At 60.2% G+C, this 12,648-nt stretch carries 8 protein-coding genes; all 8 read right to left on the bottom strand.

What is annotated here, in order from left to right; all coding sequences use genetic code 11:
• Entirely contained in the window at window positions 1-2,046 is a 2,046-nt protein-coding gene (locus tag CARG_RS01935) for an ATP-dependent DNA helicase UvrD2 (protein ID WP_020975706.1), read from the bottom strand.
• Window positions 2,024-2,458, bottom strand: a complete 435-nt coding sequence (locus CARG_RS01930) for an NAD(+) diphosphatase (RefSeq protein ID WP_020975705.1) — start codon at window positions 2,456-2,458, stop codon at window positions 2,024-2,026. Before CARG_RS01930 ends, CARG_RS01935 begins: the two co-directional genes overlap by 23 nt.
• Before the next feature lie 10 nt (window positions 2,459-2,468).
• Entirely contained in the window at window positions 2,469-3,479 is a 1,011-nt protein-coding gene (locus CARG_RS01925; protein WP_052331936.1) for a potassium channel family protein, read from the bottom strand.
• A 117-nt stretch (window positions 3,480-3,596) separates the two neighbouring features.
• Window positions 3,597-7,076: an ATP-dependent helicase gene (locus tag CARG_RS01920; RefSeq protein ID WP_020975703.1), complete on the bottom strand. Its 3,480-nt coding sequence runs from the start codon at window positions 7,074-7,076 to the stop codon at window positions 3,597-3,599.
• A complete protein-coding gene (locus CARG_RS01915; RefSeq protein ID WP_041747276.1) occupies window positions 7,066-10,365 on the bottom strand; it encodes an ATP-dependent DNA helicase in 3,300 nt (1,099 codons plus the stop codon). The genes CARG_RS01920 and CARG_RS01915 overlap by 11 nt, the downstream gene beginning before the upstream one ends.
• 17 nt (window positions 10,366-10,382) lie before the next feature.
• Window positions 10,383-11,405 (bottom strand): hypothetical protein, encoded by a 1,023-nt coding sequence (locus CARG_RS01910; protein ID WP_020975701.1) that lies wholly within the window; start codon window positions 11,403-11,405, stop codon window positions 10,383-10,385.
• Between the two features lie 21 nt (window positions 11,406-11,426).
• On the bottom strand, window positions 11,427-12,356 hold the full coding sequence (locus CARG_RS01905) for a DUF3152 domain-containing protein (protein WP_020975700.1): 930 nt from the start codon (window positions 12,354-12,356) through the stop codon (window positions 11,427-11,429).
• Between the two features lie 26 nt (window positions 12,357-12,382).
• Window positions 12,383-12,607 carry a DUF3107 domain-containing protein gene (locus CARG_RS01900; RefSeq protein WP_041747275.1) on the bottom strand — a complete coding sequence of 75 codons (225 nt, stop codon included), beginning with the start codon at window positions 12,605-12,607 and terminating at the stop codon, window positions 12,383-12,385.
• Between the last annotated feature and the right edge of the window lie 41 nt (window positions 12,608-12,648).

The following is a 12,648-nucleotide window of genomic DNA, read 5'->3' as shown; positions in this document are numbered from 1 at the left end:
CTAGGTGAACTGGGCTAGTGTTTCCAGCACACCCTCCCCATAGGCTTCCACTTTAACCGGCCCGACCCCCGAAACCTCCAGCATGGCTTCCTTTGTTGTCGGCAGTGCCTCTGCCAAAGCCAGCAAAGTGGCGTCAGAGAACACGACGAATGCGGGAACACCCTGATCTTGGGCTGTGTCTTTTCGCCAGGCTCGTAACGCTTGGAACACCTCTTCGTCCGCACCCCCAGGATGAGTAGCGCACCTCCGCAGAACTTTTTCTGCTGGGGTTGTCAGTTCCTCGCCGCATTCGGTGCAATAGCGAATCCGCGAAGCACTGACTTTGCTTGTTCGTTGTTCCGGCGCGTCCGCGACAATCCCATCGAGGAACCTGGTGCGTTTTCGAGTGGCGCGTCCGCCTTCCTGACGGGCAGCGGACCATGACAGGTAGAGATGTTCGCGGGCGCGGGTAATACCGACGTAGAACAGGCGACGTTCCTCTTCGATGGCATAATCGGTTCCGCTTTTAATGGCGTGGCTGATGGGTACAGAGCCTTCGACGAGGCCAACGAGGAACACCGCATCCCATTCGAGGCCTTTGGCCGCGTGCATGGATGCCAAGGTGACGCTGTTCATCGTGGGGGGATGCTTTGCTTCAGCGCGCTGCCTGAGCTGGCTAATCAAGGTGGGCATGTCTGGTGGCGCTAGTTCCCCAATAAGCTCCTTCAGTGCTTTGAGGGACTGCCAGCGCTCCCTAGCCCTCTCACCTTGAGGCTCTTCCGGGGTAAGCCCCAGGGGGATGAATGTGCGCGAAACAACCTCGTCAACGGGGATGTCACTCACATCGACTGCCCGCGCCAGTGCACTGAGTGCTTCGCGTATTTCTGCACGCTGGTAGAAGCCTTCTCCTCCCCGCACCTGGTAGGCGATGGATTCTTCCTGGAAGATTTCTTCATATCGAGCGGATTGGGCGTTGATGCGGTACAGCACGGCAATCTCGCTGGGTTGTACGCCCTGGCTGATCAGTTTTTTAATCTTGGCTGCAACATCACGGGCCTCAGCGACTTCATCAGAGTGCGAACTGAAGGTGGGCTTGGGGCCTTGTGGACGCATGCCTTGCAGCTTCAGCATGGGGATGCGGTTGCTCACTCCGGGGTGGTGTGCACGGCTAATGACCGTATTGGCCAGGTCTGTGATGTGCGGGGTAGAACGGTAGTCGCGCTGCAGCAGCTTCACCGCAGCATGCGGGTAGCGGCGCGAGAAGTTCAGCAGGTAGTCAGGTGTGGCTCCGGTGAAGGAATAAATGGTTTGGTGTGCATCTCCGACGACGGTGATGTCGTCGCGCTCCCCTAGCCAGCCGTCCAGGACGCGCTGCTGCAGTGGGGTGACATCCTGGTATTCGTCGACAACGAAACTGCGGTATTGTTCGCGAAATTCTTCTGCGACTCCGGGTGCATTTTCCAAAGCTGCGGCAGTGTGCAGCAGCAGATCGTCGAAATCCAGCAGCATGCCTTCGTCGGTGGTTTTCATCTCTTCATAACGACGGTACGCTGCGGCGATCTTCTCCGGGTCTGCCGGTGGCCGCCGGTCACTGTGTTTCTGCGCCGCTTGGACATATGTTTCAGGAGTCAGCAGCGTTGCTTTGGCCCATTCGATTTCACTGAGGACGTCGCGAACCATGTCGGTGGAGTTGTCGAGCCCGACGCTGCGCACCGCGCGGCCGACTAGGGGGAATTTATTGTCGATGAGTTTCCACTGGAGGTTTCCCGCAATGCTGGGCCAGAAATAAGACAGTTGCCTGCGTGCGGCGGCGTGGAAGGTACGCGCTTGGACGCCGCCGATGCCCATGTGGTTGAGCCTCTCCCGCATTTCACCGGCTGCACGTGCCGTGAAGGTGACGGCGAGGATGCGCTGGGGCGCTACGAATCCTTGATCGATGAGGTTGGCGATTCGGTAGGTGATCGTCCGGGTTTTTCCGGTCCCTGCGCCCGCGATGATGCAGACAGGGCCGCGAGGTGCTGTGGCGGCTGCGCGTTGGTCGTCGTCAAGGTCGTCTAGGTTGATCATGTATCCACTCGTTGATCATGCGTCGTGCAATTGATGCTGGGTTAGGCAATTGTTCTTTGCCCAGCGCTTCGATATCGTGTCGGGTCATCCAACGGATTTCTTCCAATTCCCCGTCGGGTTCCCCCACCACTACCCCATCACTGTCGGCAAAAAAGCCGAGCATGAGGGTGTTGTTGCGCCAAGGCTGGCTACCCCAGTACTGCACATTATGGCAGCGCAGTCCGGTTTCTTCCATAAGCTCACGTGCAACGGTGTCTTCAATGGTTTCCTCCACGGAGACATAGCCCGCGATGAGGGAGAAGAAACCTGGCCTTTGGGCGTTGCGTGCCATAAGGAGCGTGTCTTTGTTGCGGACTGCGACGATGATGGCGGGGTCAATCCTGGGGTAGGTTTCCTGCGGGTCGGCGTCCATGGGTGCTCCTTTAGGAATCGAGCGTGCGGCGTACGTACAGCAGTCGGTCGCCGCTTTCCACGGTGGCCGCCTCGGGGGTGCCGATGCGGTGCAGTATCCCACCTCGGACGAGCCCCAAAATGATGTCGGGCAACTCGCGCGGATTAATTCCGACTTCCATATCGCTGGCTCGGCGTTCGACGATGCTCAGCCCATCTTCGGGGCTCAGCAAATCCTCCATCATCTCGACAACAGAGGGGGTCACGGTTGCCAAGCCGAGCATCCGGCCTGCGGTTTCTGAACTGATGACTACCTGGTCGGCGCCGGATTGTTCCAGCAGGTGTACGTTTTCGCTTTCTCGAACGCTGGCGACCACCGTGGCGTGGGGAGCGATTTCGCGCACCGTCAGGGTGACCAACACTGCGGTGTCATCAAGGTTGGGTGCGACCACAACGGCGCGTGCGCGTGGAACGCCCGCAAGTTTCAGCACATCTGTCTTCGTGGCAGAACCTTTGACCGTGACAAGACCATGATTGTTCGCTGCTTCGAGTGCTTGTTCGCTGGTATCGACGACAACGATGTGCCGGGGATCTGCGCCGTCAGCCAGCATCGCTGACACGGCGCTGCTGCCTTTAGTTCCGTAGCCAATGACCACTGTGTGATCGCGCATGCTTCTCCTCCAGCGTTGGATTTGTAGGGTCCGTCGGGTTTCTTCTGTGAGTACCGCCAGCGTGGTGCCGACGAGCAAAATAAGGAAGGCCATACGAATCGGCGTAATCACCAAGGTGTTGATGAGGCGGGCGCTTTGGGTGACGGGAACGATATCGCCGTAGCCTGTGGTTGATAGCGTCACTGCCGAGTAGTACAGAGCATCGATGGCGGTGAGTTTTTCACTGTATCCGTCCTGGTCGGCGTAGACAAGGATTGCGACGAACACCAGCAGGATCAGCGCATAGACCACGCGTCGTGTGATCAGCGCCCTGGGGCTTGCAGAGTCATCTCTAGGAATATTGATGACGTTGAGAAGCGCGTGGTCGGGCATTGTTTCAAGCTGCTGGTCCTCCCGCAGCCAACCGGCACTGCGTTGGGAGGAGCGCCGCCGTGGGCGGTGGTAGTAACGGCGACGTCGTTCGTGGTGGGGATTCATCAGGTTGCCCTCTTATGCCTCAAGCATCGCTGCCAGTGCCTCGGCGTCTGGAAGCTCGTTCGGGGTGAAAGTTTCATCCCAAGCAATGTAGTGGAATGCGGCCCGAATCCCCAAAGGGGACACCGGCTGTCCGCTGCGTTCGCTCAGTAGTTGCGCCCATGCTTGGCGGTAGACCGCGAGCTGGATGATGGCCGCTTCCATTTCTTTTGTGCTGCGGGCGCGGGGCGGTTTTCCGGTTTTCCAGTCGAGAACGAGCCAGCCGTCTTCGTCTTTGAAGATGGCGTCGATGCGCCCGCGCACCAGGTGCGTGCCGATTTTCACTTCGAAGGGGTGCTCAACGTACATGGGTGTGCGCGCTGCCCACTTGCTTGCGAGGAATTTGTCTTTGAGTTCCTGAAGGTTGTCTGCGTGGGGGTCCTCGTAAAGTTCGCCCATGCCGGGAAGGTCGTCTTCGTCGATCAGTCCGGAGCCACCGAAGCGGTCTTCGAGCCATTGGTGCAGTGCTGTGCCACGTTTTGCGTAGCTGTTGGGTTTGAATGGCACGGGTCGGCGTAGGCGGCGGGCGAAGCGCTCGGGGTCGTCTTTGAGGCTCACCATGTCGGATGCGGTCAGCCTGGTTCCGATGTCTACGTGGGTTACTGGTTGGTTCAGGCGGGTGTGTTCGTCGATGAGCGCGGTGGCTTCTTGTTCCCACAGCTGGTCGAGTTCGGCTTCGGCTGTGGCCTCTGGGAGGTTGTCCAGTGCTTCGGCGACTAGTCCTGCGCCGTGCTCGACGTGTTCGCGTCGCTGCCCTAGGTGGTCCCTGGGGTAGCTGCCGATGGATTCGTCGAGGTCCTCAAGCGGGCGACTGGGAATAATGACGTCGCGTTGGGCTAGGCGCCGCTGGACGGCGATGGGGATGAGCTTGGGGTTCAGCGGTGTTTCTTCTGGTGTGTCGTCTTCTCCGAGGATGGACAGTGCGTCGCGCAGCCCCATGGGGAGCTTGGGTTTGTCGGGTACTGTCCATTGTTCATCTTCGGCGGGGTTGAGCTTGGCTAGTCGCGCGACCAGGTCGATGGGGGCACCCATCTGCCAGTTTCCGCTGATGGTTAGACTGTCGGCGGCACGGGTGAGGGCTACGTAGAACAGCCTGCGGTCGGCTTCGCGCAACTCGGCGTGGTAGTCCTTTTTGTGTTGTTCGATAGCGGCGGACAGTTCGTTGAGGGTGGTGACGTCGCTGAGGTCAAGCTCAGGAATGCCGGTGCCTGGTGTGTCGCCGGGTTCTTCGCAGTCGCCACGAAGTGATACGGGAAGTTGGTCCACGGAGGTGGTCCAGTTGGAATGTTTAGCACCTGGGCGGGATCCGTCAGCGAAGTAGGTGGAGTTGTCGGCGTGCAGCACAGCGACGTGGTCCCATTCCAAGCCTTTTGACTTGTGCACGGTGAGTATCTGCACGCGGTCTGCACGCACTTGGACCTCGCCTGGTGCCAGGCCGTCTTCGTGCTCGGTGGCCAGTTGAACGTAGTCCAGGAAGGACTCAAGGCTGGCCCCGGGTATACGCGAGAAGTCGGCGACCACGGTGGCAAAGGCATCCAGGTGCGCGGTGCCGGCGGCGCCATCTTCATGTGGGTTTGCCCGCGACAATACTTCCGTGCGGATTCCCATCACTCGCTCGATATCGTTGAAAATGTCGGGCAGTGACTGGCTGAGGGTGTGGGTGCGCATGTAGCGTAGTGCGGCCGCAAGGTCTTGGAGCCTCGCGTAGCCTTCCACCGAGAATCGTTCCGGTTCGCCGAGGTCTGCCACAGCATCGGCTAGCCCAACCCTGGCCTCGGGTTCTTGGGACACTGCCCCATCGATCTGCTCGCGTAAGTGGCTGACGATACGTCCTGCGGCGTCGAGGTCGGGAGCCTGCGCCTTGCCCGCGGCGTCATCATCTGCGGAGACTCGAGCGCTCAAGTTTTTCGCCCGGGCCGCCAATGCCTGCAAATCAGCAAGCGACAGGCCTACGGACGGTCCGCATACGACCCTCAGTGCAGCCTCGGTGTCTTCGGGTCGGATGAGCATGGTGGCCACCGCCAGCATGTCTGCAACTTCCGGGATCTTAAGCAAACCGGCGTCACCGACGATTTCGACGGGTACTCCACGAGCGCGCAACGCATCAGCCACGCTGCGCATATGGGCGCGCTTGCGGACCAACACGGCCCCCGTAAAACCACCGGCGCCAACACCATCCGCGTAGCGCTGCGCCATGTGGTCAGCCACCCACTGCACTTCTTCTTCTGGGGTGGCGAACCAGCGTAGATCCGTGTGGCCCGGCGCGCTGCCGGGGCGGGCTTGGAGGGGTTGTACGGGGCGGGGTGCACCGGTGCCGAAGACTGCGTCGGCAACGATGTTGGCCCAGTCGAGTACTGCTGGTGGGTTTCGCCAGGAGGTGGTGAGCTCTTTTTTGGGTGCCGGTGTGCCGGCGGTTATGTCTGGGAAGTCCCTGGTAAATCGGGGGAGGTTGGCTGCTGTGGCGCCGCGCCAACCGTAGATGGCCTGCATGGGGTCACCTACGGCTGTGACGCTCAGTTCGGGGTCGATGCCGCCGAAGAGACTACGCAAGAGAAGCCTTTGGGAGTGGCTGGTGTCTTGGTATTCGTCCAGCATGACCACGCGGTAGCGTTCGCGTTGGCTGGCTCCGACGCGCGGGTGGGACATGACTAGGCGGGCCGCCATGGACATTTGTTCGCCGAAGGTCACCACTGCACGGCGTTTCAGTTCTGCGCGGAATTCTTCGACGATGGGTAGCAGCGCGTTGCGGTCAAGCTGCCGGTCCCTTACTTTCAGCAGGGCTTGGTTTGGTTTTCCGGGTGTGGGCCCGTCGGGGTCTTTGTTGGGGAGGGTGTCGACCATCTCCACCAGGAGGCGGGATTCGTCGATGACCTCTTGCGAGCTGACCACGTGGTTGTCCATTTCGCTGGCTAGACGCAGTACTCGGTTGACCAGTGATCCGGGCAGGACGGTGGTGTCGAGTGTGCCTTGGTGTTGGCGCACTACTTCCAGGGCGATGTGGTAGGTCTCGGCTTGGGTGATGGTTCGAGCGCCGGGTTCTACGGGCAACAGCAGGCCGTATTCCTGGATGAGTGTTGCTGCGTAGGAATCATAGGTGGCGACGGTTGGGGTGATGGCTTTGAGGCTGTCCCGGATAGATCCATCGGGGTCAATCTCCGCCAATTGGGGTACCCGTGCCAGGGCTTGGAGGCGCAGCCTGATTCGTTGGGATAACTGCTGGGCTGCCTTTTTGGTGAAGGTCAGGCCCAGCACTTGTTCTGGCGCGCAATATCCGTTGGCGACTAGCCAGACGACGCGGGCGGCCATCGTTTCGGTTTTGCCAGCGCCAGCGCCAGCGACGACAAGCATGGGGCCGGGTGGCGCGCCAATAATCGCCGCTTGTTGGGGTGTGGGGGGATGCTCTTGACCCAACCACTGGGACAGAGTGACCGGATCGACCTGTGGCTTAGTGGACATCGGTGACCGCCTTTCCTTCCGGGTTGACTGGGCACATCACTTTCGCCGCACAGGTGTCGCACAGGCTTTGGTCGATTGCGAATGCTTCCGCGTCTGGCCCCAGTAAGCTTTCCGCGACGTCATCGAATACGAGCCTGAGCCCACGCCGCATGGACTCGTCTAGTGGGGGTTGTTCGCGCACCGCAGCTTGTTTGTTCTCGACCACGGGGTACACCAGCTGGGCTTCGGCAATGTCTTCGCCGAGTTGTTCGCGCACCGCCATTTGGTAGGCCATCAGCTGCGGGTTTTGCGCGGCGTCGACTTTGTTGGCTGCGGTGTTGGATGTTTTCAAGTCCGCGATCACCAGGCGTCGTGGCTGCTCACGAGTGGCATCAATTCGGTCTACACGACCTTTAATAATGACGTCGCGTTCGGCTACGCGCCCCACAACGTGACGCACCGGCAGCTCTGTAGCGACCAGGTCCAGGTTGGCTGACCTGGACACGGTCCACTGTTGCGTGCGCTCGACAGCTGCACGCCATTGTGCGCGCACCCTGTTGGCCTGTGCGGACACAGTGGGGGTGATCGCGTCGATTGCTTCCACCACCATCTCGCGCGCCTCAGCAAGGCCAGCGGCAACATCCACCGGCTGGGCTGAAGCGTCTGGGTCTGCTTCTTGTTCGGCGCGCACTGCCTCAAAGGCGGCAACGGCCTCTGAAAAAGCATGCAAAATGATGCCTCGCTGCTGGTAGAACCCTGGCTCATCATCCGGGTCCCAGCGGGACACAACACTGCGTAAAGGACAACCCAAAGCCTGTTCGAAGCGCGAAGGATTCACCATCACCGGCCTGCCCGGCGCCTCCAACTGCGACTGCGAAGAAGGGCCATGCACACCCCACCATTGGCCCGGATGGGCACCATACACACCCGCCGTCGCCAACCGCGCCAACTGGCGGGCAGCCTGGCGACGCAAACCCATCGGCGTGGACTGATCACACACCGCGCGCCGCAACTCTGCCACAAAACCAGGCACCGACAGCACCCTCAAACCACCCACAGCCTGCGCTTGCGCATCCCCATCCCGCATACTCACCCGCACAGGCGTGACGCCCCACGCCGACGCGACGTCATCAACAAAACGGGAAGGCTCGGCAGCCTCCGCAGCATCCGGAGCGTCCACGCACGTCAACCAGACACGATCCACCGCCCGAGACAATGCCACCCCCAGCAAGCGACGCTCGGAAACTAAACGCTCGGCAGCACGGGAAATAAACGTGTCCGGCTCGATGCCCTCGTCCAGCAAATCGACCAAACGCTCCTGCAAAAACAACGTTCCGGCCTCTGCCGCCGCAGGCCACGACCCCTCCTGCACACCAGCGACGACCACCGCGCCCCACTCGCGGCCGGCGCACGCATGCGCAGTCAACACGTTCACCGCCTGAGGAACCTGGCCGCGGCGATCACGCATACCCGTCGGCAACTGCTGCTCCATAATATGAGACACGAAACTGTCTATGGATGCGGACGGGCGACGCTCCACCCAGTCACCAGCAGCATCAAACAACGCCAACATCGCATCCAAATCACGATCCGCCTGGGAACCGGCAGCACCACCACGCAACGACACCGCCGCCAAATGATCAGACAAACCCGTCGTGCGCCACACCTCCCACAACACCATCTCCACAGACTCCCCCCGCTGCACAGCCTCACGCCCAGCGGAGACCACATCAACAATGCGCTGCAGCACAGCAAGCTCACGCTCGCTCAACACATCACGCAACGCATCCAACCCCAACACTGCCTCCTGCCCACAATTGAGCAGTTCAGCCAAACAATCCACAGCACGGCGACCAATGCCCTGACCCGCCGCACGAGCCCGCATCAACTCCGCCTTACGCACACCACGCAACACACGACGCAACACCACCGGATCCGCACCCCCCACCGGACCACTAGCCAACTGCACAACCTCCGAACGACTCAAAGGCTCCAACACGGCAGCACCCTGCCCACCCAATGGGACCACCGCACCAGCCCGCGCAGCACGCACAGCCAACAACACAGCCTGCACAATATGCTCCTCCGACAACACCACCGCCGTCGGATCCAAAGACACCGGAACCCCCGCCCCCAACAACACGCGACGCATCGGCTCAACCTCCCCGGCGCCACGCACAATCACCGCAATGTCCTCCCACGGTCTACCCCCCAACAAATGCTCGCGCCGCACCACATCAGCAACCGCCGAAGACTGAGCCGCAACGGAATCCGCCACAACAATCTCCCGCGACGTCATCACCCTCAACGACGCATCAAGACGGCACTCATGAGCAACAGGATGATGCAACAAAAAATCCTCCGAAGCACCACGGAAACCAAACACCGCCTGCTCCGGATCCCCCGCAATAACAGCACAATCAGCCGAATCCACAAACAATGCACACAACCGGGCAGTCTGCGGATCCACATTCTGCGCATCATCCAACACAAACAGCCTCGACTGGGCACGCAACTGATCCAACAAAACCGGATCCGCATTCAACGCCTGCAACGCAGCCGTCACCAACTCCGAAGCATTCAAACGCCGAGCACCCGACAACTCCATCGTGCGCTCATACTCCTCCAAAAACAGCCCCGCAGCAGACCACAACTCGATCCCCCACCGCTGGCCTAACGCCTTCAACTCCTCCGGACCAACCCCGCGCTCCAGCGCACGCAACAAAAAATCACGCAACGCACGCGCAAAACCCACAAGCTCCAACGCCGGGCGCTGCTCCTCCGGCCAATACGCACCCCCCTGCTCATGATGCCCCAACAGCAACTCGCGAATAACCGCATCCTGCTCCGCACCCGTAATCAAACGCGGCAACATCCCCCCATCACTACCATCCGCATGCGCAGCACGCACCGCCGCAGCACGCACGATAGAAAAAGCAAAAGAGTGCACCGACTGCACCCCCACAGCTACCTGCACATCCGCCCCAACCCCAGAAGCTATACGCGCACCCACAGCTGCCTGAACACGCGCAGCGGCCTCCTTCGACGGCGTCAAAAAACATACCTCATCAGCGCGAACACCCCGCCGCAAGGACTCCGCCACGCACTCAACCAACACGGTGCTAACACCCGACCCCGCAGGGCCCGTCAGCCGCCACGAACCACCAGCATCCAGGATCTCCCCCGCACGCTGCGCACTGCGCTCAAAACCCCCAGCAGCAGCATCACAGCGTTTGCCATCAGCACTAAAACGAAGACGAACCTCCGGAGAAACCGGAGGATTAAAACTACGCTGCGGGCGAGAAAGCATAGCCCCCATTGTTCCACCTAGGACGCGTCAAGACCATCAACCATCAACGACAAATCCTCCACAGCACGAACAAAAGCATCCTCCACTGCAGCCGAAGGCTCAGCACCACCCGCCACCGACAACGCATACACCCCTATGCGCTGCAGCAACGCACGCGACAACAATGCGTAAAACGCGGCGTCATCAACCAAAGAAAAACGCTCCAACACACCCACCACGTCCCCCTCCGGGGTATCGGGATCCGCCGAAGCAACCAACAAATCAGCAACCACCACCGCGGCCGAATACCCCGCCGGACGCAGCGCACACACCGCATCCGTTACCAACGCGTCAGCGACACCCGCAACAGCACCACCCCTACGCTCAGAGGGCGAAAACAGCACGCAACGGCTCAGATCCACATGGGCCACCACCTGCGGCGCATCCCCCTGCCCTTCACCATCATCACAACGCTCGACCAGCGCGCACGCACCATCACAGGCCCGCAACAACGCCTCCGACGCCCACGAAGCATCCGCATCCGACCCACCCCCCGGCAAAAACTCCTCCACAGCCTGCACAACACCCCCATCACGCAGCACAGACACATCACCCCACGCCAACTGCTCAGCACACCCCACCCTGCCCGGAACACCCGGCGGAACCTCCACCACCGAACGCTCCAGACAATCCGCCATCAACCGCTCCCACTGGAAAGCAACAAACAACAGCTGATCCGGACGGGCCTCCCAACACGCATCCACCCACGGACCAGCAAACGTCGCTTTGCACCCAGACACGACAAAGCGACCATCAGCCGAACGAACCGGACGCGCAACCTCAAAACCACACGACGACGGCAACTCGGCGATAGCCTCACGCGTCCGCGCAGACCACGCAGCACAAGAAGCATCCGCCACCGGAGCAATCACCACATCCCCCATCAACCAACCCCCGTCCCACGGAGCACCCAACTGGGTCGACGCACCATGAAACTGACCATGGGGCTGAAAAGCCCCACCAATGACCTGGAAAGGCTGCTGATCACTCGACCGACTCATGCCTTACACTTTAGGGCCACTTTAAGGGAATGGCCACGCATTCGGCCGGCACACAAAGTCATTATCCGGATAGGGCTCAGAAGGACTGATCTTCCGCAGCTCAGCATTATTCAGACTCAACGTCTGCTGCATCATGATCGGCGCCAAAGCCCCCTGAGCACCACAAGGCTCATGATTGGCATAGCCAATACCGTGCCCAACCTCGTGATTAATCAAATACTGGCGGTACGCGCCCAAATCACCCTGGAACGTCGTCGCACCACGAATCCACCGCGCCTCATTAATGATCACCCGGTTACCGATTGGAGTGAAACAGCTTGTCTCCATCTCCAAATCATTACCGCAATGCTCATGGGTAGTGTCCGTCGACGCTAACTGAATACGCAGATCAGGCTGCTCACCCTGACCATTAAAATTCGCCCCGTTAGGGTCCAGACCATCGCCAGAGACATGCTGGAAAGCGAAACGCTTATCCGCCGTCCACCCCTTCGGATTAGACAACGTCGCGTCAATCATCGCAGCCAGGGCGTCCTCGCCCCCATACGAAGAGGCATCCAAACCATCCTCAACCTCGATGACATAGCGGAAGGTTTGCTCCTGCCCCTGCCCAACAACATCGCCAGGAGCACCCACAACATGGAAGCTTCCCTCACCCTGCTGCGTATAAGGAGCACCCGCCGGCAGTTCACCGGCTGGAAGAACCACATCACGGGCACCCCCACGGGAAGGATCAGGGCTCTGACCCCAATCACGCCCCGAACCAGACACAGCGCCGGTCTGCGCCACAGAATCCGACGCGGCGTCATCACCCGAAACCACATCCACCACGACCCACACCGTCAGGACAATCAACACTGGGATCGCGTACGCACGCCACCCAAACTCCCGCGCAAAACGCACAAAAAAAGAGTCTTGGCGCGAATCCCGGCGGTGGCGAACTGGATCAGTCATAAGGGCAAAATTATAACGTCAGGCGACTACACCGAAAAACCAACAGGACGGCTGGAATCCGTGCCGATCTCCACAAAGCTAATATCCGCGACGCGAACCACATACACGCGTCCCAGGGAATCCTCCAGATTCAGCAGCTGCTCGCTACCTTCCAAAGCGCCCCGAATCTGGCCGACCACAGCATCACGATCCCCCGACAAACTCACAGTGAGCTCACGAGGGCTGTCTTTAAAACCAATCTTGATATCCACGCTTTGAAACATACACGGATTCGACGCACTACTATGTAAAG

It is taken from the genome of Corynebacterium argentoratense DSM 44202 (genome assembly GCF_000590555.1).
GTDB classification, from domain to species: Bacteria; Actinomycetota; Actinomycetes; order Mycobacteriales; family Mycobacteriaceae; genus Corynebacterium; species Corynebacterium argentoratense.
This window is presented reverse-complemented; position numbering and strand designations above follow the sequence as displayed.

What these genes read in the sequence shown, in the direction of transcription:
- CARG_RS01930 (WP_020975705.1), bottom strand. Translation starts at nt 2,458, where the DNA reads ATGGACGCCGACCCGCAGGAAACCTACCCCAGGATTGACCCCGCCATC.
- CARG_RS01925 (WP_052331936.1), bottom strand. Translation starts at nt 3,479, where the DNA reads ATGCCCGACCACGCGCTTCTCAACGTCATCAATATTCCTAGAGATGAC.
- CARG_RS01905 (WP_020975700.1), bottom strand. Translation starts at nt 12,356, where the DNA reads ATGACTGATCCAGTTCGCCACCGCCGGGATTCGCGCCAAGACTCTTTT.
- CARG_RS01935 (WP_020975706.1), bottom strand. Translation starts at nt 2,046, where the DNA reads ATGATCAACCTAGACGACCTTGACGACGACCAACGCGCAGCCGCCACA.
- CARG_RS01920 (WP_020975703.1), bottom strand. Translation starts at nt 7,076, where the DNA reads ATGTCCACTAAGCCACAGGTCGATCCGGTCACTCTGTCCCAGTGGTTG.
- CARG_RS01910 (WP_020975701.1), bottom strand. Translation starts at nt 11,405, where the DNA reads ATGAGTCGGTCGAGTGATCAGCAGCCTTTCCAGGTCATTGGTGGGGCT.
- CARG_RS01915 (WP_041747276.1), bottom strand. Translation starts at nt 10,365, where the DNA reads ATGCTTTCTCGCCCGCAGCGTAGTTTTAATCCTCCGGTTTCTCCGGAG.